The organism is Paenibacillus thalictri (assembly GCF_004307995.1).
Lineage (GTDB): Bacteria > Bacillota > Bacilli > Paenibacillales > NBRC-103111 > Paenibacillus_AF > Paenibacillus_AF thalictri.
Map to the genome: position 1 here is coordinate 1 of NZ_SIRE01000047.1, position 25,897 is coordinate 25,897.

10 protein-coding genes are annotated in these 25,897 nt (G+C 51.3%); all 10 read left to right on the forward strand.

Annotated features, from left to right (window positions below; translation table 11 throughout):
- Positions 1–329: 329 nt before the first annotated feature.
- The 10 genes from EYB31_RS38400 to EYB31_RS38445 all read left to right on the forward strand — a co-directional run bounded on the left by EYB31_RS38400 (position 330) and on the right by EYB31_RS38445 (position 25,890).
- On the forward strand, positions 330–2,666 hold the full coding sequence (locus EYB31_RS38400) for a sialidase family protein (RefSeq protein WP_131018893.1): 2,337 nt from the start codon (positions 330–332) through the stop codon (positions 2,664–2,666).
- 208 nt (positions 2,667–2,874) lie between these two features.
- Positions 2,875–8,376: a glycoside hydrolase family 2 TIM barrel-domain containing protein gene (locus EYB31_RS38405; RefSeq protein ID WP_131018894.1), complete on the forward strand. Its 5,502-nt coding sequence runs from the start codon at positions 2,875–2,877 to the stop codon at positions 8,374–8,376.
- A gap of 168 nt (positions 8,377–8,544) precedes the next feature.
- The gene (locus EYB31_RS38410) at positions 8,545–10,374 is read left to right on the forward strand and encodes a cache domain-containing sensor histidine kinase (RefSeq protein ID WP_131018895.1); all 1,830 of its coding nucleotides are present in this window, start codon (positions 8,545–8,547) and stop codon (positions 10,372–10,374) included.
- Positions 10,349–11,881: a response regulator transcription factor gene (locus tag EYB31_RS38415; RefSeq protein WP_131018896.1), complete on the forward strand. Its 1,533-nt coding sequence runs from the start codon at positions 10,349–10,351 to the stop codon at positions 11,879–11,881. The genes EYB31_RS38410 and EYB31_RS38415 overlap by 26 nt, the downstream gene beginning before the upstream one ends.
- Positions 11,882–11,992: 111 nt before the next feature.
- Positions 11,993–12,955: an ABC transporter permease gene (locus tag EYB31_RS38420; protein ID WP_131018897.1), complete on the forward strand. Its 963-nt coding sequence runs from the start codon at positions 11,993–11,995 to the stop codon at positions 12,953–12,955.
- A 19-nt stretch (positions 12,956–12,974) separates the two neighbouring features.
- Positions 12,975–13,880, forward strand: a complete 906-nt coding sequence (locus EYB31_RS38425; RefSeq protein WP_131018898.1) for a carbohydrate ABC transporter permease — start codon at positions 12,975–12,977, stop codon at positions 13,878–13,880.
- Positions 13,881–13,936: 56 nt separating this feature from the next.
- Entirely contained in the window at positions 13,937–15,616 is a 1,680-nt protein-coding gene (locus EYB31_RS38430; RefSeq protein ID WP_131018899.1) for an ABC transporter substrate-binding protein, read from the forward strand.
- A gap of 23 nt (positions 15,617–15,639) precedes the next feature.
- Positions 15,640–17,082: an alpha-L-fucosidase gene (locus EYB31_RS38435; protein WP_206105537.1), complete on the forward strand. Its 1,443-nt coding sequence runs from the start codon at positions 15,640–15,642 to the stop codon at positions 17,080–17,082.
- Between the two features lie 20 nt (positions 17,083–17,102).
- Positions 17,103–19,127, forward strand: a complete 2,025-nt coding sequence (locus EYB31_RS38440; protein WP_131018900.1) for a beta-galactosidase — start codon at positions 17,103–17,105, stop codon at positions 19,125–19,127.
- A 205-nt stretch (positions 19,128–19,332) separates the two neighbouring features.
- Positions 19,333–25,890 (forward strand): Ig-like domain-containing protein, encoded by a 6,558-nt coding sequence (locus EYB31_RS38445; protein ID WP_165452831.1) that lies wholly within the window; start codon positions 19,333–19,335, stop codon positions 25,888–25,890.
- The last annotated feature ends 7 nt before the right edge of the window (positions 25,891–25,897 follow it).

The following is a 25,897-nucleotide window of genomic DNA, read 5'->3' on the forward strand; positions in this document are numbered from 1 at the left end:
AGTAGATTTTTTTCTCAGGAACAATTCGATTTTTGGGTAAGGGCATAAGAAAACCTCCGTCAAAATGGCTGCTAACTATTTCGACAGAGGTATTGGAATTTCCTGTTAGTTGATTGGACAGCCGTAGTTTTTTTTCACAACCAAGGCTATCGATTTCTGTTTAAAAGTGCAACTTTGATCTAAGAATACGGCCATTCTGCGATTGGGAATGTAATATAGACATGAAAAAGCATCTAAATATGTAGGTTAATCTGCTTTGGAGTAAGCTTTATAATGTATGTAAAGCGCTTACAGTATAGCGATTGATCTATTAATCGGGAGGGTAAGTAATGAGAAGGCTTGCAAGTTTGATCGCAATGATTGCGCTGGTTACGATTTCGACCGCATCCTTGGCTGCTGCGGAGGAGCACAAGCAGGGAGATGCGGCAATAAAGTCTGAACCCTACAGCTGGGGCAGAGTCAAGGTGGTCGGCGGCGGATTTATACCGGGGATTATATTCAACAAATCGGAGAAGGACTTGATTTATGCCCGCACGGATATTGGCGGAGCGTACAGGTGGGATGCAAGATCGCGTTCATGGATTCAGCTTATGGATTTTGTCAGCGGCAAGGAATGGAACATGCTTGGCGTTGAAAGCCTGGCGACCGACGCCGTAGAGCCTAATCGTCTGTACATAGCGGCTGGCACTTACACGAACGATTGGACGGACATGAACGGGGTCATTCTTCGCTCTGCGGATAAAGGAGCCACGTGGCAGCGAAGCGAGCTGCCGTTTAAATTCGGCGGCAATATGCCCGGCCGCTCGATGGGAGAACGGCTTGTGATCGATCCGAGCAACAACAGCGTGCTTTATTTCGGCGCGCGGAGCGGCAACGGGCTGTGGAGAAGCACCGATTACGGCGAGACATGGAGCAGGGTCGAGAGTTTTACCGCAACGGGAAACTACGTGGATGACTATAAAGATACGGTCGGCATCGCGTGGATCACCTTTGATCCGGCGTCAGCCGAACCGGGAGGTACTACTCAAACGATTTATGTCGGCGTAGCCGACACCCGACAAAGCATTTACAGAAGCCGCGACGGTGGGCAGACGTGGGAAGCGGTCCCCGGTCAGCCTAATCAGGGTTTTCTGCCGCACCATGGCGTGCTGTCGCCTAACGGAAGCTTGTACGTCACTTATAACGAAGGAGCGGGACCGTACAATGGCGGCAAAGGGGCGGTATGGAAATACGACACGGCTGCAGAAAGCTGGGCAAATATCAGTCCAACAGGCAATATGGACAATCCATACGGGGGGATCTCCGTCGACGTTCAGCATCCCAATACGATTGTGGTCGCAACGATGAATAAATGGTGGCCGGATGATTATATTTACCGCAGTACGGACGGAGGGGCAACATGGAAGGTTTTCTGGGAGCTGAACAACTCCGGAAACCCCTCGAGGATAAACCGCTTCGCCATTGATTACTCGTTATCTCCTTGGCTGGATTGGGGCGCCAAAAAGGAGCTGCCGGAAATATCGCCGAAGCTGGGCTGGATGATCGGCTCCTTGGAAATCGATCCCTTTAATTCCGACCGGATGCTGTACGGCACAGGGGCCACGATGTACGGCACGGAAAATCTCGGAGCGCTTGATCAGGACAGGCTTGTCGACATTTCCGTATATGCCGAGGGCATAGAGGAAACCGCCGTATTAGGCTTGGTCAGTCCCCCATCGGGAGCGCCGCTGATCAGCGCGATGGGGGATATCGGAGGATTCCGCCATGCCGACTTAAACAAGGCGCCTGACATGATAACCAACCCGTATATCGGAACAAGCACGGATGTGGATTATGCTGAATTGAATCCGAACGTCGTTGTGAGGGTTGGCAGTCATGGCGGCAACGGGCACGAACCGCGAATGGGCATCTCAACCGACAACGGAATTACGTGGAAACCTGCAGCTAACTCTTGGAAGTCAGAAGCGGACGACCGGACGGACGGGGGGACGGCGGCAGTGGGGGCCGACGGAACGTTAATCGTATGGAGCCCGTTGGGCGGCGAAAAGGCCGGTGTAAGGCCTGTCAGCTTTTCCCGCGACATGGGTAAATCATGGTCTGCGTCGGAGGGCATTCCGGAAGCGGCCAGAGTCTCATCGGATCGCGTGAATCCGCACAAATTTTACGGCTATAAGAACGGAACGTTTTACGTCAGCATTGACGGCGGCGCCCATTTTACGAAATCGCAGGCGACCGGATTGCCTTCGAGAATCATAAGCAACTTTAAAGCGATGCCGGGAGTCGAAGGCGACATATGGCTTGCGGGAGCCCAGGACAACGGTAATTCGGACAGCCGCAACGGCCTGTACCATTCGACAGATTCCGGATTAACGTTTGCGAAGCTGGATGGAGTCGGGGCGGTGTCCGTTGGATTCGGCAAGGCCGCTCCCGGACAGCAGGGAATGGCGATTTATATCGTCGGCCAAGCTCAAGACGACCACGGGATTTTCCGTTCGGACGACCAAGGCTCAACTTGGATCAAAATTAACGACAGCCAGCATCAGTTTGGAACTGCGGATCAGGCGATCACCGGAGATCCGCGGGAATACGGCAGAGTATACATCGGAACTAACGGTCTAGGTATTGTAAAGGGCGAAAGGCAGGATGACGCACATGTGCAAAAATGACAAAAAGCTTGCATTTGTACATGAAAACATGTCTAATTTACCATGTAAAGTTGCTTGCCGGAATGCCCTATAATGAATAAGTAGGCTATAAAACGCTTACATTTATTGACTCGTGAAAGGGGTTTTACGTGTGAAGGCAAGGCCGGTAAGGCGTTATATCCTGTTGTTGATATCATTTATGATGGTGCTTTCGATGTTTCCCTCTGTTATGGCTCCAGAGCCGGCCATGGCGGCGACGGATCCTGAGTATGTTAATGGAGGTTCATCAAGCGGGAACGGAATCGCAGCGGATCTGCCTGTTCCAACACAGGTTCAATATTTATCCGGAACGGACAAGGATCATACCGTCAACTGGGACTTTAAGGTTACTGCGGGAAGCAAAAGCGAACTTGGCTGGACGACGCTTCCGGTTCCTTCGATGTGGGATGTGCTGGGCTTTGGCACATTAGGTTATGGCTTCAACACCAGCAATGAGCAAGGGCTGTATAAGTACAATTTTAACGTTCCGGCAAGCTGGAGCGGGCAAAAGGTGTCAATCGTGTTCGAAGGTTCAATGACCGATACCGATGTGTATATTAATGGAAAGTCTGCTGGGCCGGTTCATCAAGGAGCTTTCTACCGGTTCAAATACGATATTTCGGATAAGCTGAACTATGGCGCATCGCTGAATACATTGGAGGCAACGGTAAGCAAAATGTCCGATAACGCCTCGGTAAATCGGGCGGAGAGACAGGGAGACTACTGGATATTCGGCGGCATTTTCCGTCCGGTCTACTTGGAAATGACTCCGTCGCAATCCATTGAACGTACGGCAATCAACGCCAAGGCGGACGGCAGCTTCGCTATGGACGTATATGTCAACGGTATCGTGGACGCGGATAACCTGGTTGCGCAAATCAAGACATTGGATGGCCAAAATGTCGGAGCCCCGTTCACGGCAGGGCTGGGACAAGGGGTGACTTCGAGAAGACTGAAGACAACGGTTGCCAGTCCGCAGCTGTGGACGGCGGAAACGCCGAATCTGTATAAAGTCGAGATCAGCATGCAAAAGCAAGGGCAAACGATTCACACGGTGACGGAGCGTTTTGGCTTCCGAACGATTGAAGCACGCGCCGGAGACGGAATATATGTCAACGGCAAAAAGATCATTCTCAAAGGCGCAAACAGGCATGCCTTCTGGCCGGACTCGGGGAGAACGCTTAGTCCCGAGATTGACCGCAACGATATTATGCTAATGAAGCAGATGAATATGAATGCGGTCAGAATGTCTCATTATCCGCCGGACCAAAGCTTTCTGGCGCTGTGCGACGAGCTTGGCCTGTACGTGATCGACGAGTTGGCCGGGTGGCAGAAGGCATATGACACCACGGTCGGAACGAAGCTGGCGACCGAGATGATTACGCGCGACGTGAACCATCCGAGTATCGTGTTCTGGGCGAACGGCAACGAATTTGGCTGGAATACGGACCTGGACCCGCTTTTTTACAAATCGACCGACGCAGCCAAATCGCTTGATCCGCAGATGAGACCGGTGCTTCACACCAAATCTTTATACGAAAAAATCGATGCCAGCCACTATCTGAACTACACTGACACAAAAAACAAAATTGAAACGCAGCCCAATATCTTTATGCCGACCGAATTTTTGCATTCCCTGTTTGACGGCGGAGCAGGCGCGGGGCTTAACGACTATTGGAAGCTGATGGGCGATATAACCAAACCCAAGTCGGCAGGAGGATTTATCTGGGCGCTGCTGGATGAAGGAGTAAAGCGGCCCAATGGCACCATCGATGCAAACGGCGATAATTACCCCGACGGCATTGTGGGACCCTACCGGCAAAAGGAAGGCAGCTATTTTACGATTAAAGACATCTTCTCTCCTGTGCAATTGACGGACGCGGACAATCTTGAGAAAAGCTTCCCAACCGGATTTACAGGAGACATCAGCATTTCGAACCAATACCAATTTACCAATTTGAATCAATTGAAATACACATGGCAGCTGTTAAAAATGAAAAATCCAACCGACACCGGCTCCGGCTACGTGCAGAAGGTGACCGGACAAGCGGTTGCCCCGAATATTGCGCCGGGCGCTGCCGGCCTCTTGCGCTTGAATTTGCCGGATGGCTGGAAAAAGAACGCAGATTACGACGCATTGTCGGTAACCGTGCAGGACTCGGCAGGAACCGAGCTTGCAACATGGACATGGATGATCAAGAAAGCGGCCGATTTTAGAAGCGGTTTGGTTGATGCGGGCGTTGGCACGGTGACAGCCCTTCAGGATGATGCGGAAATTATGATAGCCTCAGCAGCAACTGTGCTGAAATTCGATAAAACCAGCGGTACTTTGAAAAATATTACCCAGAACGGCAAACCGGTATCTTTTAACAACGGTCCTGTTCTCGCCTCAGGGACGCAAACCTTCAAGGATATTTCGGTTTCGTCCAGCGGAAGCGACCAAGTGGTGCTCATTAACTATACAGGGGATATGAAATTCGCCAAATGGACGCTTCATCCTTCCGGATGGGTAGATCTGGAATACAAGTATAATTTGAACGGCGATTACGATTATATGGGCGTCAATTTCAGTTATCCGAAGGATAAAGTGACTGGCGTCAAATGGCTTGGGAAAGGGCCGTACCGGGTTTACAAAAACAGAATGAGAGGGCCGGTTTTCAACGTCTGGGAGAAGGCGTTAAGCGAATCGACCAACCGCTGGGATTATCCGGAGTTTGCCGGGTTCTACAGAGATACGTATTGGGCTGTGCTGAAAACGACGCAGGGCGATATTACGATGTCCAGCAAGGACGAAAATTTATTTCTACGTTTGTACAATATCGATTTCAGTTATGATAATGCATCCCCCGGTAAAGCCTATACACCTCTGCCTTCCGGCGATATTTCCTTTCTTGACGGGATACCGGCGATTGGAGATAAGTTTGATATGGCGGATGCCAAGGGGCCCGAAGGACAGAAAAACAAGGCATCCGGAGATTATGCAAGAACGATCAGCTTTAAATTCGATATGACGAATAGCCCGGGCGAGACGCCGGAGGATATTAATTTGGCCTTAAACAAGCTGAAGAGCTTCTCAACGCAAGAAAATGAGGCCGGTTCGGCAGCCAGGAATGCAGTGGACGGAGTTGCTGCGACCAAGTGGGCATCTGCCGGGGCAACCTCGGATTTCCCGCAGTGGATCGAGTTGGACCTGCAGGCAGTAAGTACGATCAAACGGATCGAGCTTCTTCCGCAGGATAGCCGGGCTTACCGGTATAAAGTGGAAGCCAAGCAGAAAGAGGGGGACAGCTACACGACGATTTTGGATAGGACGCAAAATCAGACGAGCGCTGCTACGCTGGCGGACGATTTGAGTGCTCCGGTCAAAGCCAGGTATGTCAAACTAACGATCACGGGGATTTATAATTCCACTACCAAATTCGCCAGTATATATGAGTTTCGCGTAATCGGACCTAAGGTAATCATGCCGGATCAGCCTGCGGATTTGAAAGTCACGGGCAGCACGCCGGATACCATTGATTTAAGCTGGAGCAGTGTAAACGGCGCGGAGAGCTATAACGTCTACCGCTCCACTTCCTTAAGAGATACGTTCGTTAAAGTGAACGCGAGCCCGCTCACCGCGACCAGCTTCAGAGACAGCGGACTTAATGGCAGAAAGTATATTTATAAGGTGACTGCAGTGAACAGTGCGGGAACGCAGTCCGCACCATCCGATGCCGTACCGGCGGCGGCAGAGCTGTACGGTCCTGCCAAAGCGCTGGCCGGTCAGCCGTTTGACCTGACATGGGCCGTGCTCGGCGTCACGCAAAGCGTCTATCAGCAAGTGTACGGCCATAGTTTGACGCTCCAATTTGACCCAGCCAAGCTGAATATGATTTCGGCCAGCTCGCTTAACGAAAGCAAATTAAAAGTAACGGAAAATAAAGTACTGGCACCGGGGAAAATTTCACTCAAGACCACGACACCGGCAGGTGACAGTACCTTTGGCGCAAACGGTGATGTGTTGAAATTAACATTTAAATCATCAGCGGTTTCCCAAGAAACCAAAAGCCAGGTATTGCTGAGCAATGTCCAATTAAATAGCCCAGCCGGGGTATATGAGGTAAGCGGCTTGCAATATGAGGTCACATTGCAGCCTGCGCCATTGGACAAATCGGCTCTGAACGAGACGATCGCCTCGGCTCAGAACAAGCTTTCTTTAGCTGTAGAGGGAGCAGGAAACTTGCAATATCCAACAGGCTCGAAGGCGGTGCTTCAAGCTGCTGTGGATGAGGCGCTCAGAATAGCCAATATGGCTGAAATATTCCAGCAGGACGTCGATCAGGCGAAGGTGAAGCTGGCAGCTGCGCTGGCCGAGTTCGACTCGAAGGTGATCCGAATTTTTACCGATAGCAGCAGCAGCAATCCTTCTGGCGGTTCTACGCCAGGCGGCGGCACGTCTAGCGGTCCTACGGGCGGGGGAGCCACGACGTCTCCGGGGTCTGCCACGGAGAGCAATGGCAATAACGGCGCCAATCGCTCTGTTGTCAGCATCTCGCCGCAAGTGAAGCTGGATCAGGCATCCGGCGCAGCAGTATCGAAAATTGACGCCGGGGCGTGGGATAAAGCGCTTGCTGAAGCAAGCGCAAGCGGCAACGCAGTGAACGCGGTTGTGATCCAGATTCAGCAAATTCCCGGCGTACAATCTTATGTAACGCAAATCCCGTCTCAGGCAATTAACGGCACTACGCAGAACGTGCAGTTCAAACTGGCCACGCCGCTTGCCACAGTTACTTCAACGGGTAATTTATTCAAAACGGGCGAGCTGGCCGACAAGGAAGTGGAATTCCATGTGCGCCAGGTGGACTCAAGCAAGTGGGACGAGAGCTTGCAACGGCAAGTCGGCAGCCGGCCTGTCATAGACTTAAGCATTCAAGCAGGAGGAAACGTTATTCCATGGTCCAATTCGGATGCTCCCGTGTCCATCAGTATTCCGTATACGCCGACGCCTGCCGAATTAACCGACAGCGAGAACATTGTCATCTGGTATGTGGACGGTCAAGGTCAAGCCACTCCGGTATCCAACGGCAAATACGACAGCAGCACGGGAACGGTGACATTTACGGTGACGCATTTCAGCACATATGCCGTAGGTTTTGTGAAGAAGACGTTCCAGGACATCGCTTCTCTGGATTGGGCGCGGAAGCCGATTGAAGTGTTGGCCTCCAAAGGCATCGTGCAGGGCGCCTCGGAAAGCGCATTTAACCCGTCCGAGCAAGTAAGCCGTGCCGACTTTCTGGTGCTGCTGGTCAGAACGCTCGAGCTGAAAGGCGCGTTAGGCAGCCCGTTTGCCGATGTGAAAGCGGATGCGTATTATGCCGAGGCGCTGCAGCTTGCCAGAGGACTTGGCATTGCGGAAGGGGGAGAAGGCAATTTGTTCAGACCGCAGGATCCGATTACAAGGCAAGATATGATGGTGTTAACGGACCGGGCCTTGAAATCGGCCAAGAAAGCTTCCCCGCAAGCGGCGGGAGCGCCAATCGATGCATTCCAAGACGCTTCCGATGTGTCCGCTTATGCCGCAAGCAGCGTTAACGCGTTGGTGTCGATGGGACTTGTGCATGGTTTTAACCAGTCCATTTATCCGCAGAACACCACGAATCGGGCGCAAGCTGCCGTGCTTATGTATAACATATATAATTTAAGCAATTAACGCAGCACGCTCAGGTATTGCTTCAGATAAGCCATTCTTTAAGCTGATGGTCAGCTTGAAGAATGGCTTCTGTTCACTCGGAAATGTTGTTGTTATAATAATAGCTAGCAATAACTGTCGAATTCGGTCGAAATGAAAGCGATTGCATATAATGCGGGAGGTAAGGCGATGAGAACGCTCCGATGGTTGGATATGGCTCTGCAGCGAATCAACGATATCCGGATCCAGAAGAAGCTGGTTATTTCGTTTATTTTTGTCGTCTTTATTCCGGTTATTCTGGTAGGAGTTTTCCTGACGGTTTCATTTCGGCAGACGATGATTAAAGATGCGACACAACAGACGGTCAACAGTGTTGACATCATCAGAAAACGGCTTGCCGATACGCTGCGCATGCCGATGGAAATTTCAAACAAGCTGTTAATTGATCCACGGCTGAAAAAACTGGTTAATACACAATATGAAAATGCTTTTGAAGTCATGATGGCGTATCGCGATTATAACGATTTTCTGGATTACACGCGCTTGTATAAAGAGATATACAACATCCGGTTTTACACCAGGAACCCGACTATTATCGATAATTGGTATTTCATCCAGCCTGATGAAGGCATCAGAAACACGTTCTGGTATAAGGAGGCGCTGGATAAAAAGCAGGCGACGGCAAGCTGGGTGTATGCCGAAGACGAAACCCAAGGGAACCGGTCCTTCTTAAGTCTTGTCCGCCGGTCCGACTTTGTGGAGTACCGGACAAGCGGGGTGCTGGTTGTCGATGTCAATCCCCAGGAGCTGAATGGCATCGTGAGTCAGGAACTGTTCGACACGATGATTTACGATAGCCAAGGTTATATCATAGCGGCAAAAAATACAGAGTGGGTAGGCAAAAATTTAAACGAAACGGAGTATAGCCACTCGTTCAAAGACCGCCAACAGGGAATTTATGACGATATCATAAACGGCAAACCGTCCAAAGTCATCATTGAAGAGCTGATGCCTGAGGGAAGCAGCAATAAGCTGAAAATCGTCTCCATTTTCTCGGTAGAAAGTATAGTCAGTAACGCTAACCGGATCAGTATGCTCGGCTTTACCATTATTTCGGTCAGCCTGTGTATAGCATTTGTGCTTATTTACTTTTCATCGCGATTTTTGGCCGATCGGCTGATGCGGCTTAATAAGGATTTGAACCGGGTGGCGCTGGGGGATCTGCATGTGACAACCTCGATCAGAGGCAATGACGAAATCGGACTGCTCGCGAGGCAGTTCAGCAATATGCTGCACAGCATACGCCATTTGATGGAAGAAGTACAGGAATCGAACCGACAAAAAAACGAGCTCCAGCTTCGTCAGAAGGAAATCAAGCTGCAAATGCTGGCGAGCCAAATCAATCCGCATTTTTTGTTTAATGCGCTCGAATCGGTAAGGATGAAGGCGCATATGCACGGCGAGCAGGAGATTGCCGCAGCCGTCAAGTCCTTGGGCAGGCTGCTTCGGAAAAATTTGGAGATCGGCGGCAGCGATATTCCGCTGCAGGATGAACTTGATATTGCCAGGTATTATCTGGACATTCAGAAGTTCAGGTTCGAGGACCGTTTGACTTTCGAACTGGAGATCGACCCTTCCTGCAAGCATCTGCTCATTCCTCCGCTTATTGTTCAGCCTCTGGTTGAAAATGCCGTCATCCACGGGCTGGAAACGATGGAGGCAGGCGGAAATGTGAGAATTCGAGCCGGGCTTAAGGATGACCATCTTTATATAGAGGTAACGGACAACGGCATCGGCATGAGCGCCGAGAGGCTGCAGGCGATTAACGAATCGCTGCAGGATGCGAGCGACCGGAGGGAACACCGCATCGGATTGCGCAATGTGCACCAGCGGCTTTCGCTTACTTACGGGGAGTCGTACGGGCTGAATATATCCAGTGAGCCGGATCGAGGCACACGTATATTTTTTGTTATACCGACAGGGGGAAGCATGTATGTACAAAGTATTGATCGTGGATGACGAGCCGATGATACGCCAAGGGCTGAAAGCCATCATTCCATGGGAGGAATACGGCTTTACTGTCGTAGGCGATGCCAAAAACGGCAGGGAGGCGCTTGAGCGGCACGGCGAGCTCGCTCCGGAACTGCTGGTTGTCGATATTCGGATGCCGGGCATGGACGGACTGCAGCTGATTGAAGAAATACGCAAAGTAGATGAGCGATGCCGGTTTATCATTTTGAGCGGTTATGCGGATTTCACCTATGCGAAGACGGCGTTGAAATTCAGAATAGACGGCTATATTTTGAAGCCCGTCGACGAGGCGGAAGTAGTGGAGCATTTACAGCGCGTTCATATTTTGCTGCAAAAAGAAGCAGCTCAGATTCAACCGGGGCAAGCTGCCGCCGAGCGTCAGGAAGCGTTGATCCACTCCTTGCTGCACAACCGTCAGCTCGAGGGCGAAGAGCTGCTGCAGTCGCAGCTGTCGGAATGGAAGAGCTATCAAGTGCTGCTGATCGACATTACCATCGGGTACAAGGTGGAACCAAAACAGTATTCGGAGGCCAGACGCAGGCTCGAAAAGCTGTTTGAGGGAAACCATAGTGGCATTGTATTTTCCGTCGAGTCATGGATCGGCATCCTGCTGAAGCAGCCGGTTAACGGAGGGGAGTCTTCGGAGGAGCTTTACCGGCAAATCAAGCAGCAGCTTGCAGGCCTGCAGTTAATCTGCTTTGCCGCGGCCGGACAAACCGTGAAGCAGCTTGCCAAGACGGCCGATTCTTTTATCGGAGCGGCCCAATTGATGAAGCACAAGTTTTTGCTGGGCGGGGAGCAGATACATACTCTTCGCGATATGCCGGTTCCGACGGATTCAAGCGAAACCTGCGACAGTCTGGATGCACTTGCGGAGAAGCTGTATTATGCGCTCGATATCGGCAGAAAAAGCGGTGTGGAGCAAGTGCTGGAGCAGGCTGGCAAAGCGCTGATCTCGTATGACGGCTCGGAGCACGACATGAAGACCAATTGGACTCAGCTGATCTCTCTTGTATTGGGTAAGCTTTCGTCGCGAAACAATGAGATTTACACCGCAGTTCAGGGCTGCATGTCGCTGACGGCTGACATTCATAAGCACCATACCTATGCCGGACTGCTGCTTGAGACAAGAAGCCGCCTGCTGAAATTGGCCGAACGGATCGGCGGCGCCGGCAACGAGCCGGTACTGAAGCAACTGATCGATTTCGTCCATAATCATTACAGCGAAAATCTCAAGCTGGAGACGCTTGCCGACGTATTCAGCTACAACAGCGGTTATCTGGGCAAAATGTTTCTCAAATACACCGGCGAATCGTTCCATACGTATCTGGACAAAATCCGCATCGAAAAAGCGACCGAGCTGCTCGGTCAAGGCATGAAGGTGCATCAGGTCGCCGAGCGCATCGGGTACGCTAACGTCGATTATTTTCACCGCAAATTCAAACGGTATGTCGGTGTATCTCCCTCATCCTACAAGGGAAAATCGGTTAAGTAACCGCAGTCTGAAAGCGCTTGTTTTGACATGATTTTGCGTTGAATTTAGAGGGTACTTCGCGCTTCTTCTCTTTTGTATTATGAATGTAGCTAACAGAAGAGGAGGAAGTTTATGAAAACGATTCCGACAGAAACCGGTATTTTGCGCCATGAGCCTAAGAAAGCCTCGAGCTTTTGGAGCACGCTGTGGCGCCAAAGGTTTCTGTATTATATGTCGGTGCCGTTTGTACTGTGGGTTATTGTATTCAGCTATATACCGATATGGGGCTGGCTGATGGCATTTCAGAACTACAAGCCGGGACGTTTTATACTGGATCAGCAATGGGTCGGATTGAGCAACTTTGTTCAGCTGTTCACAGACGATAAGTTTTATCTTGTGCTTCGCAACACGCTGGTTATGAGCGGGATGAGCCTGGTCGTCGGTTTTACGCTCCCCATCTTGTTTGCTCTTCTTCTGAATGAGCTCAAGGGCCAGTTGTTCAAGCGTTCTGTCCAAACCATCTCCTACTTGCCGCATTTCGTCTCTTGGGTTGTCGTCGCCGGCATTGTGACCAAAATGCTTTCCACCGACGGGGGCATCATCAATCAACTCTTGCTTGGCTTGCAGCTGACGGACCAGCCCATTCAGTTTATGGCAAGGGCCAATTGGTTTTGGACCATAGTGACGGCTTCCGACGCATGGAAGGAAACCGGTTGGCATACGATCATTTTTTTATCCGCCATCGCCGGCATTGATCCTGAGCTGTACGAGGCGGCAACCGTGGATGGCGCGGGCAGATTTCAGCGCATGCGGCACATCACGTTGCCAGGCATCCGCTCCACATTTATGATTCTGTTCATTTTGGCCATTGGTTCGCTCATCAGCATCGGGTTTGAGAAGCAGTTTTTACTTGGCAACCCGATCGTTGCGGATTATTCCCAAGTGCTTGACCTGTATGCTTTAAATTACGGGATTGGCATGAATCGTTACTCCTTCGGTACGGCGGTCGGTATGTTTAACTCGGTGGTCAGCGTCATTCTGGTGGTAACAGCAAACGGAATTTACAAGCGGTACACCAAAGAAAGCATCTTGTGAATTTGTGAGGAGTGGAAACATGATTAACAAGGTGACGAGAGTTAGCCGCAGCAAAGGCGACTTGATTTTCGACATATGCAATGTTGGCTTTATGTTATTGGCCGCGGTCGTGACGGTGTACCCTTTTCTAAATGTACTGGCCATCTCGCTGAATGATTCAATGGACACCGTGCGGGGAGGCATCTATGTTTGGCCGCGGGAGTTTACGTTAGAAAACTATAAAGCGCTGTTTCGGTTCGGCAATCTGCTGACCGCTTTTCAAAATTCCATCCTGCGAACGGTCATCGGCACAGTGCTTGGCGTGCTTAGCGCTTCAATGGTCGCCTTTGTGCTGAACCAGAAGGAATTTCAGGCGCGGAAGTTGTTTACCGCACTTTTTGCGCTGACCCTGTATGTGCAAGGCGGGCTCATTCCGGGATATATGCTGATCCGCGAGCTGCACCTGCTGAACACGTTCTGGGTATATATTATTCCCGGTTTGCTCAGTGTGTGGAACGTATTTATTATACGCTCCTATATGGACGGACTTCCTTATTCGCTGCAGGAATCGGCAAAAATCGACGGAGCGAGCGAATTTACGATTTTTGTTCGCATTATACTGCCGTTGTGCTTGCCGGTACTGGCGACAATTGCCTTATTTATCGCCGTCGGACAGTGGAACTCATGGTTCGACAATTATTTATTCAACAGCTCGAAGCCCGAACTGACCACGCTGCAGTTCGAACTGCAAAAAATATTGCTGAGCACGTCTTCCGGCAACGATAACGCTTACCGTGGTCAAGATATGGCGAAGGTCAACGCCGTGTCCCCGGAGTCGATGAAAATGGCGATTACGATGGTGGTCACACTCCCGATTTTGGCGGTGTATCCGTTTCTGCAAAAGTATTTCGTCAAAGGCATGACGCTTGGAGCGGTCAAGGCATAAGATCGGCATAAGCTTTTCTTCAGTTTGCTTTTATATAGGGAGGGTCCTAATCGTCTATGAATATGAAATTAGTGAGAACCACCGGTGCCATCGTTGCCTTGACCATGGCGGCACTGACAGCTTGCGATAAACCGGGAGATCCGAATTCGAACGATAAAAACACGCAAAGCGATGCCAGTCCCATCACTGTCATGTTTTTTAATGAGGATGGCAACGGCGCTAGCTGGGACAACATGGAAAGCCCTATCGGGAAAACCATTCAACAAAAAACAGGCGTTACCTTGAAGTTGGATTATCCGGTCGGCGATCCGCGGCAAAAAATATCGCTGATTGTAGCCAGCAATGAATATCCCGACTTGATTTACCCAAAAGGCGACGGATCGATGCTTGTCGACGCGGGGGCGATGCTTGACCTCACGCCGCTTATCGATAAATATGCGCCGAACCTGAAGAAGCTTTACGGAGAAGACAATCTGAAGCGGATGCGCTGGAGCAGCAGCGACAAGTCAATTTATTTCCTTGGCTCCACCGCGGTAGACGATAAGCTGCTGGATGTCAGCGGGACATTCCATCTTCAGCATGAAGTGCTGAAAGAGCTGGGTTATCCGAAAATCAGAACGATTTACGATTTTGAAAACGCTATAAAAGCATATAAGGATAAATATCCGACCATCGACGGCAAGCCGACCATCGGCTTATCGTTGATAGCCGAAGACTGGCGGCTGCAAATTTCCGTAACGAATCCCGCTCTGGCTACAACCGGCGGCCCGGACGACGGGGAATGGTATGTGGATCCCAAGACGTCAAAGGCCATTTACCATCATACCCGGCCGGAGGAGAAGGAGTATTATCGCTGGCTTAATCATATGAACGCAATCGGGCTGCTCGATCCGGAAAGCTTTGTGCAAAAGTACGATCAATACAAGGCCAAAGTCGGCACAGGCCGCGTGCTTGGTCTGATCGATCAGAAATGGGATTACGACGAAGGGCAGAAGGTGGTCCGTCAAGCAGGCAAACCGGAACGCACGTATGCTAATTTCCCGGTGACGGTAAACGAGCAATACAAGGATCATTCGACTCACAGCGCCGGTTATTTGGCCGGATGGGGAGTGGGCATTACGAAATCGGCGAAAGATCCGGTGCGTATTATCAAATTCCTCGATTATCTGGCCTCGGAAGAAGGCATGATCCTGCGCTCATGGGGGATCGAGGGGGTAAATTATACCGTTGAACAAGGCAAGCGCGTCATGACAAAGGAAGATTTAGACAAACGCACCAACGATCCGCTGTACGGCAAAAAAAGCGGAATCGGCAACTATGTATATCCGTTCCCGATTGCCGGCAATGCCAGATTGGACTCTACCGGCAATTCGTTCTCCACATCAAGCAAGGAGCAGATTAAAAAAGATTATACGGATGTGGAAAAAGAAACGCTAAAGCATTATAACGTGGAGATGTGGGCGGATTTATTCCCGAAGGAAAGCGAATTCCCGGTGCGTCCTTATGGCGCGGCATGGCAAATCAATCTGGCCACCGGCTCGGAGGCGGATGTGCTGTCCAAGCGGCTTTCCGATATTTTCAAGAAACGGGCTCCCGAAATGATTCTTGCCAAGCCGGAACAGTTTGACGGGGTGTGGGATGCGTTCCAGAAAGATTTGGAGAAGGCCGGAGTGCACAAGCTGGAGGATGAATTCACTAAAATCCTGCAGGAAAAAGTTAAGCTCTGGAGTGAATAAGCGCTGGAGAAAGGACGATCACGTTGGCGCCAAGCAGTTGTAAACAAACGATCCGCGCCGGGATTGAGGCCGGACCGTTCTCGAATACTTGGGAATCGCTGCGGGCTTACCAAGTTCCAGACTGGTATGCCAATGCGAAATTCGGAATTTTTGTCCATTGGGGATTGTATGCGGTTCCGGCTATCCATAACGAATGGTATTCTCGCAACATGTACCAGAGACATATGCCGGAATATCAGCTTCACCGCGAACGTTTCGGCGCGCAGGAGCAATTCGGATACAAGGACTTTATCCCGCTTTTTACCGCCGAGCGGTTCGACCCTGACGCCTGGGCAGGCTTATTCCGCAGATCCGGAGCCCAGTATGTCGTATCGGTCGCGGAGCATCATGACGGCTTTGCGATGTACGACAGCTCCTTCACCGAGTGGAATGCGGTTCGCATGGGCCCGCGGCGGGACGTGATCGGGGAGCTTGCCGGGGCGTGCCGGAAGCATTATTTGACCTTTGGCCTATCCAGCCACCGGGCTGAAAACTGGTGGTTTTTCGAAGGAGGCAGGCAGTTTGCTTCCGACGTAGCAGACCCGCGGTTCGCCGCTTTTTACGGGCCTGCCCAGCCGCAAGCGTTGTATCCCAACGAGGTGTTTCTCGAAGACTGGCTGGCGCGGACGTGCGAGCTGGCGGATAAATACGAACCGCAGCTAGTTTATTTCGATTGGTGGATCGCCAAGCCGGTATTTGAGCCTTATTTGCGGCGGTTCGCAGCTTATTACTACAACCGGGCGGCGGAGCGGGAACGTGGGGTTGTCATTAATTACAAACACGGCGCATTTCCGGAAGGAACGGCCGTATATGATTTGGAGCGCGGTCAATCGGAGCATATTCGATCGCTCCCTTGGCAGACATGCACTTCCGTATCGAAAAGCTCGTGGTGCCATGTGAACAACCAGGAGTACAAAACTTCGCGCGAGATTGTCGGCGACCTTATCGACACCGTCAGCAAAAACGGCAATTTGCTGCTCAATATCGGCCCGCGCGCGGACGGCGCGATTCCCGAGGAAGAAGAGGCCATATTGCTGGATCTGGGCCGCTGGCTTGCCGTAAACGGGCAGGCGATCTACAACTCCCGTCCGTGGAGGTTGTACGGAGAAGGACCGACTCCATCCGTCGGCGGCGAGTTTACGGATTCGAAACGGCAGCCGTATACGGCACGCGATATCCGCTTTACGATGCGATGCGATCATTTGTATGCGGCAATAATGGGCTGGCCTGAGGACGGCAAAGTGAGCATCCGTTCGCTTGGCTATGCTTCCCGCTTGTACGAGCAGGAAATCGGCGGCGTTGAGCTGCTGGGCAGCCAAGCAAAGCTGCAATGGAGCAGAAATAACGACGGGCTGCATGTAACGCTGCCTGACGAGAGGCCGTGCGAGCACGCTTTTATATTCAAAATAGACGGGCTTCAGAAATGATAAGGGAGTGAGCTTACAGCATGATCCATGCCAAATTGCCGAAAATATGGTACGGCGGAGATTACAACCCGGAACAGTGGGACGAGCAGACCATGGAGGAAGATCTGCGCATGTTCAAGCTGGCCGGGATTGACGTAGCGACGGTAAACGTATTTTCGTGGGCTTTAAGCCAACCGGATGAGGACACTTACCGCTTTGAATGGCTCGATAACATAGTAGACCGGCTTTACCGGGAAGGGATTTACGTATGCTTGGCCACCAGTACGGCAGCGCATCCCGCCTGGATGGCCCGGAAATATCCCGACGTGCTGCGCGTCGACTATGAAGGCCGCAAACGGCGCTTCGGCGGACGTCACAATTCATGTCCGAATAGTCCGACGTACCGCAAATATGCGGGTTTGATGGCAGACAAGCTCGGAGAGCGCTATAAGGATCACCCGGGACTAGCGGCCTGGCACATTTGCAACGAATACGGCGGCTACTGTTACTGCGACAACTGCGCTGCAGCGTTCCGCGGCTGGTTGAAGGAGCGTTACGGATCTTTGGAAACGCTTAATAAAGTGTGGAATACCGGGTTCTGGGGACATACCTTTTACGATTGGGACGAGATTGTCGTGCCGAATGTGCTGAGCGAGGAATGGATGTATAACCGTACGAATTTTCAGGGAATTTCTCTCGATTATCGGCGCTTTCAGTCGGACAGTTTGCTCGAATGCTACAGGACCGAATATGAGGAGCTGAAGCGGCATACGCCACAGATTCGCATTACAACGAATCTGATGGGCACCTATCCCGAGCTGGATTATTTTAAGTGGGCCCGATATATGGATGTCGTTTCGTGGGACAACTATCCGTCCATGGAGACGCCGGTCAGCTATACGGCGATGGCGCACGACTTGATGCGCGGGCTGAAAAGCGGACAGCCGTTTATGCTGATGGAGCAAACGCCAAGCCAGCAAAACTGGCAGGCTTATAATTCGCTGAAACGGCCCGGTGTGATGAGGCTGTGGAGTTATCAGGCCGTGGCGCGGGGAGCGGACACGGTGATGTTTTTCCAGCTGCGGCGTTCTATCGGCGCATGTGAGAAGTTTCACGGCGCGCTGATCGAGCACGCCGGACATGAACATACGCGCGTATTCCGCGAATGTGCGGAGCTTGGGCGCGAGCTGCAGACGCTTGGCGAGCAACTGCTCGATTCCCGCGTTAAGGCCCGCGTTGCGATTGTCTACGACTGGGACAACCGCTGGGCGGTCGAACTGTCGAGCGGGCCTAGCGTTGCGCTGAAGTATACGGATGAAGTGCATCGGTATTATGATGCGCTGTACCAATTGAACATTCAAGCGGATATGGTCGGAGCGGACGAAGATTTTACGAAATACGACGTAATCATCGCGCCGGTGATGTACATGGTCAAGCCGGGGTATGCGGCAAAGGTGGAGCAATTCGTCCAGCGCGGCGGCGCCTATGTCACGACATTTTTCAGCGGCATTGTGAACGAGCACGATATGGTGACTGTCGGCGGATATCCGGGCGAGCTGCGCAAGGTGCTTGGCATCTGGGCGGAGGAAATCGACGCTTTGTTGCCGGAGCAAAGCAACCAAATGGTGATGAGCGGCGATTGGGGACTGATGAGCGGCACGTACGACTGCAGACTGCTCTGCGATTTGATACATAGCGAAGGTGCCGAGGTTGTGGCCGAATACGGCTCCGATTTTTACAAAGGCAGGCCGGTTGTGACGGTCAACCGCTTCGGCGGAGGCGAAGCGTGGTATATTGCCTCCAGTCCGGAGCCGAGGTTTCTGCAGCACCTGCTCGCGAGCTTGTGCGAAGCGAAGGGCATTGCCCCGCTGCTGGACGCGCCGGCCGGCGTAGAAGTGTCCGAGCGTGAGAAGGACGGCAAGCGCTTTATGTTCCTGCTTAACCATAATGACATGCAAGTCACTGTGCACATAGGGGATGAACCGTTGCTGGAACTTCTTGAACCGCGAATCGTTCAAGGGACGATGGAATTGCCTCCCAAAGGAGTAGCTATTCTCGCAAAGTAAAGATTATGCCATGAAAAAAGCGCTAATTTGGTATGTATTTAAGAAATTAGCTGCATGTTACTATGAGGTTGAAAGCGCTATTATTTTGTGAGGCACACCTGTGAAAACCGTTGTAAAAGGGGGAGACTTACCTATGATGTTCCAACACAGCCGATGGCGGCGCCTGATCTCAAGCTTGCTTGTGTTCTTGCTCGTCTTTTCGTGCGTGAGTGTGTTACCATTTTTCGATCCATCCAAAGCGGAGGCGGCTGCCACCGTTACCGTGTTTAAAAATTCCCGGACGGAATATGAAATTGCAACAAATATTAAGGATGCGATCTGGAACGCAGGCTATTCCAGCAACATGGCTCCAATCGATACAATCCAAACGGTCAATGGGGTAACGTACTCGTATCAGTTAGAGCGTAATGGTGCCGGGACAGTGAGTATGAAGTGGCTTAAAAATAATTATTCAGGAACGGATTATTACGACTTATCCGGCTTCGCTTCAACCGGAAGTCTTGACTTTGACATCAGAGGAAATGTAGGCGGAGAAGCGGTTGAGGTCGCACTAAATAAAGCTTCTGTAAGCGGCGCCTCGGCTCAGGAGTCGTCCAGGTGTAAAATAACGGCAACGGCACAATGGACGCATATTTCTATTCCGCTCAATAATTTTAAGAATACAAACGGTTCAAATGCGGCTGCTTGCTCGGCTGTTGGCGGCACTTACACAACGGCTGTTCAAGCTAGTTTCGATACAACATTTGCACAAGTCAGACAAATCGGGATGTTTGACTACAGCAGTTCACTGGGGAAAATTTGGGTCAGTGATATGAAATTCACATCTGCCTACGTAAACAGTTACAGTGCGGTCAATAGCTCCACACCAGCAGGAACGGCTCCAACGCTGCCTTCCACGGTGAATGCCGTTTTCAGCGATGCATCAACGCAGCCGTTGAACGTAACCTGGAACCTTACACCTTCACAATATGCCGCGCCGGGTACGGTTACAGTGACGGGCAAAGTAGATGGAGCCCAGCTTCAGCCTACGGCTACCCTCACGGTAACGACCAACCTGCCCCACACGTTTGTCTCTTATGATACCATTGCGGCAGTATCAACCATTGCCGGCACGGCGCCTGGCTTGCCGGCTAAAATTAAAGCAAGCTTTCAGGATGCAGTAAAGGAGGATGTATCCGTCAACTGGAATGCAGTCAATGCGTCGCAGTATGCGGGAGCAGGCACATTTACCGTGTCAGGAACAACGAGTCCCACACCTGCTCAAACGGCAAACGGCGTACCGACGCAAAATGTTTCGGTAACAGTCAACGTCGCTGTGTTGCCAACGATTACGGTGTTTAAAGATACCCGGATGGCATCGAGCTCCGAAATTCCGGCAGGGATGGCCGCCGTGCTTTTTGATGCAACGCAAAGTAAAGATGGCGTCACTCCTTCATATAACTTGCAAAGAAGCTCCAGTTCCACAACGTATTGGGCTATGAAATGGCTTAAAAGCACCACGTTAGGCGATAACTGGAATTTGAATAATTATGCCGTGAACGGATCTTTCGAATTCGATTTAAAAGGAAAAAATGCCGGCGAGGTTGTTACATTCGCTTTAAATACCGTGGATAACGGATCGAATGCCGAGTCGGCCCGTTGTGAGCTTACGCTATCGACTCAATGGACACATTATTCGATTCCTCTAAGCAGAATGAACGCTTCCGTTATACCTTCCGATACGACGTGCACGTCGGATTCGGGCGTCGGTAAACAAACCAGCACCAAACAAGCCAACTTCGATATATCGAAGGTCAGGCAAGTCGGATTGTTCAGTTACGACGGCAGGACCGAGCAGGTCTGGGTCAGCGATATGAAATTCAACCCGGTATATATAACCGGCTACCAAGCAATAAATCTCACTACCCAAGCAGGTGTGGCGCCTAATCTGCCGTCCGTCGTCACGGCGGTGTACAGCGACGCCAGCACCAAATCAATCAACGTGACTTGGAATGCGATCACATCGTCCCAATATGATACAATAGGCCAAATTTTCACAGTTCAAGGCACGACCGACAAGAACATACAATTACAGCCCAAAGCGACTGTAACGGTTACGAACGGCCAACCGCATACTTATGCAAGCTTTGATGCACTTCCGGCGCAGATCACGGTCAGTCCCAATGAAGCACCGGTGTTGCCGTCAACCGTTAAAGTAAATTATCTTGATCTCGCGAAGGAAGATGTCGCTATTCAGTGGAGCGCCATCGATCCGGCGAAATACGCTGCCGGACCGGCCTCCTTTACGGCAACCGGAACGACAGCCCCCACGCCGGCTCAAATAGCCAGCGGCGTGCCGGTGCAAGCCGTATCCGTAACGATTTACGTGAATCCTACTTTGACCGTGTTTAAAAACAACCGGGCAGGCTCAGAATTAATCAACAATTTAAATACCGTGCTTTTTGATACAACCGATACGGCCGACGGGGTAACTCCCTCGTATAACCTGCAGAGGAGCTCAACTGGCGCTATATGGAGCATGAAGTTCCTGAAAAGCACAACACTAGGAAACAACTGGGATTTAACCAATTATACCGCCAACGGCGCACTTGAATTTGACATCAAAGGCAGGCCGGGCGAAAAAATCGTAACCATCGCTTTAAATGCGCTGGATAACGGAACGTCTAATGCGGAATCAGCCCGTTGCGAAGTGCCCGTAACCGACCAATGGAGGCATTATGCGATACCGATAAGCAAGCTGAACAGCGCCGCCACACCAAACGACAAGACTTGCACGACGATCGCTGCGGTCGGCAACCTGTCAGCTACAAAGCAAAGCCTTTTTGACATCTCCAAGGTGAGGCAAGTCGGGATTTTCGATTATGTGATGGACGTGGAGCAGGTACGCGTCAGCAATATGAGGTTTACAGCCTCTTATGTAAACGGATATTCGTTGCCGAATGTGAACACGGCTGAAGGCGTCGCGCCTAATCTTCCATCTACGGTGAATGCCGTGATGAGTGACGGCGGCACGCAGCCGCTGAATGTGAGCTGGAGCGTTATTTCGCCAAATCAGTATGCGTCCGCCGGCACCAGTTTTCTGGTAAAAGGCACCGTAGCAGGCGTGCAGCTGCAGCCCACGGTCAAGGTTACCGTTACAAACGGCCAGCCGCATGTATACGCAGGATTGGATGCTATTGCGGCAGTCTCGACAAATGCAAGAATAGCGCCGGTTTTGCCCGGAACCGTAATAGCGAATTTTCAGGATGCTTCCCAGGAAGAGGTAGCAGTTGAATGGGAGACGGTTGCCGCTCCATTGTACAGCAAAGAATTACAAGCGTTTAACGTAAAAGGCAAGTTGAAGCCAACGCCGGTTCAACTGGCCGCCGGTGTTCCCGGGGGAGATGCTGCTGCCGCCCAAATTGCAATTGCGGTAGCTGTATTGGGACCGGCCGATATTACGATCTTTCATAGTTCAGCCAGTCCCGTAGCGGGAACATACGCCGGCAACGGCTTCTCCTTGACCGACGTTCCCTTCGATACGGTATCGGAGCCGTATAACGGGCTTGGTTCCCACAATGTGAAGGTGACGGGGAGCAGCGGGTATTGGGGTGTCATGTTCCGGTCTACCCAGAGTTGGCAAGACGATTATCCGAGTTTTGAAGCCTACGTGAAAAACGGCAGTCTTGAATTTAATGTAAAAGGCCGATCTGGCGGCGAATCGTTCAAACTGAGCTTATACGATGAAACCGACAACTTGAGTACGGAAGCCCAAGTTATCAATGTCACTAATGAATGGAAGCATATCTCCATTCCGATGGATTCGTTTGTTTATCCAAAAGGCTTCAGCATGAGCAAGATAAGGCAGATTTCGTTAACGAGCAACTCGGCTTCGGCTATGGAATTTTGGTTGAACGATATGCGCGTCACATCCGATACATTGATGGAAACTCAACCCATCGCCGTATCGACCGTTGCTTTTGTTGATCCTATACCGCCCGCTGGCGTTAACGCTGCATTCAAAAGCACAGCGACCCGTTATGTAAAAATCAGCTGGGATCTTAACTCGAATGATTATTTGGAAGTCGGGGACGTCGTGCTGAAAGGACGTTTAATCGAGAGCGGCGCACCGATATCCACGGTTGTCAAAGTGAGGAAAACAAGCGCTCCGCATCAATTTAAACGGTTTAAAGATATACAGGTAACGACTTATGCCGAAACACCGCCAACGATGCCAACTACAGCAAGGGTATTATTTGACGATGGGGTTGGTGAGACCGTCGCCGTTACCGCTTGGGATCCAATTGCAACAAGCATGTACGCCGAAGGCGCAGCTCCGTTCCGGTTGAATGGAGCCACAACGTACGGCACGGTTGCAGCGGATGTATACGTGCGCACGCCGGTGAGCTTCAAGCCCATTTCGTTAAATACATTGGCTGGAGAAGTACCGGTATTGCCGGAAATGGCGACCATTGTGTACAACGACAACACCACTTTAGTTAAATCCGTAGCTTGGGACGTTATGCCATCCTTGAATTATGCATCCGAAGGAGCCTTTCAGACAAAGGGCCAGGTGGCATGGACCGAAGTTGTGAATGGGGTGAGTATTGCAAAGCGGATTAAATTTCCGGTTATTGCGAATATAGCCGTGCTGTCCCAGACAACAGCCAGCGTGGAGCATAATGGATTAGGCATCTTTAGGAACAAGGACGTGAACAATTACTCATGGGGCTGGGGGCATTTGGCTATTGAGGATACAAGCGGCGAAATGAAAACGGAAGGCCAAGGGGCTATGCTTCCGTTCGATACGGATGTGACTTATGACGGAGTCCCGTCTTATCGTTTTAAAACCGCTTCGGTGTCAGGTCCAACCTGGGCCGGCTGGGGAGCCACAATCCCGTTCCCGGGCCATCAAAAAGCAGACGGCACGGACACGCTTGCCTATGATTTAAGTTCATATCTGGAGCTAGGTGCATTGAATTTCTATATCAAGGGCGCTAGCGGCACTGAGACGTTTAACATTGGCCTCTCCAGCACTGGAGCCGACGACAAGATAACGACCAAGACGATAGAGTTCAAAAACTACGGGGATACGTATTGGCATCCGGTATCGATTCCGCTTAAGCAGTTGATTGGAGATACGCTGGATGTTAAAAACATCAGCCACCTGCAATTTACATCGTCCAATAGTTCTCCTATTCAGTTCTGGATCAGCGACATGTGGATATCCAAGCAGCCAAGACACCTGTTGTCCGGCTTTGATGTGCCGCAAATTCCTGTGTTTGTATTGTTTAAGGATTACAAGATTTCGTTGCCTGCCACGGTTGCTGCGTTGTATACGGACGGGACACAACAGCAGATGAATGTAAAATGGGATAGTTACAGCTTCGATGATGAGACTCAAGCCATATACGTGTTCGGCACTGTCGATGGCATTGAGATGAGGCCCAAGGCGTATCTTTACGCATATCTTAACTCGATGCCTGGCAGCTTTAATGTCATTCAGCCTCAAGCGCCTGTTGTTGGCCCGACAGGCTTACCGGCAGGAACTGTTTCCGCGCCGATCGCGCCGCCTGTATTGCCGCCGCTGAATCAAATTTTGACCAATGGCTCCCAAGGCATATACAAGGTCGAGTCGGATAACGTCAAACTGCAGGGTGACCGCTCCATCGTCACGGTTGGGATGGATACGATCAATCAAGGATTGACGCAAACGGCACTTGTCGGGGACTTGAACAAAGTGGTAATTATTCATGTGCCCGAATCCAGTGAGGCCCGCGGCTATGGCGTCGAACTGCCGGTGCAGGCGTTAGCTTCCGGGACCAATGACAAAACCATCGAGCTTATAACCCCTCTTGGTTCTATATCCTTGCCTGGAAATATGCTGCAAGCTGCAGATGTGAAGGGTTCGGAAACAGTGCAGGTTGTATTCAGCACGGTTGACAAGTCCAAGCTGAGCGCAGAGGCTGCGGCACTCATAGGCGACAGGCCGGTTTTCGACATCACCATGCAGGCGGGCGAAGCTCATCTGCCTTGGAGCAATCCGGAAGCGCCTGTCCGTATTTCGCTCAATTACTCGCCAACCTCCGAAGAGCTGGATCAGCCGGAACATATGGTGGCTCTCTACATTGCGGACGATGGCTCGGTCACAGGGTTGCCAAGCGGACGTTACGACCGCACGGGAGGCAGAATCAGCTTTGTGACGACACATTTTAGCCAATACGCAATTTCCTTTGTGAAGAAGACCTTCGGCGACTTGAGCGGCTACGGCTGGGCTCAGAAGGAGATCGAGCTGCTTGCCTCCAAAGGGGTCGTTAACGGCACTTCGGACACGACCTTCTCGCCGGAAGGCAAGCTGACACGCGGCGCATTTATTACACTGTTGGCACGCACACTCAATTTAACCGCGAAGGCGGATTCGAACTTCTCCGATGTGAGCAATTCAGCGTATTACGCGCAGCCGGTAGCCGTTGCGAAGAAGCTTGGCATCACAACCGGGATCGGCGGCAATATGTTTGCCCCGGACGAGGAGATTAGCCGTCAGGACATGATGGTCATTACGGCAAGGGCCTTGCAGGCGGTTGGCCAGCTATCCGTTGAAGAAGAATCGCTTGAGCCGAACGCATACGACGATCAGGCAGACATTCGCGATTATGCAAAAATCAGCATTGCCGCGCTGCGCAAAGCCGGTTTAGTGCAGGGCAGCAATGGCAAGGTGTATCCGAACGCTTCCATGACAAGAGCGGAAACGGCCGTGCTGATGCACCGCATTTATACCAAATAAGTTCATT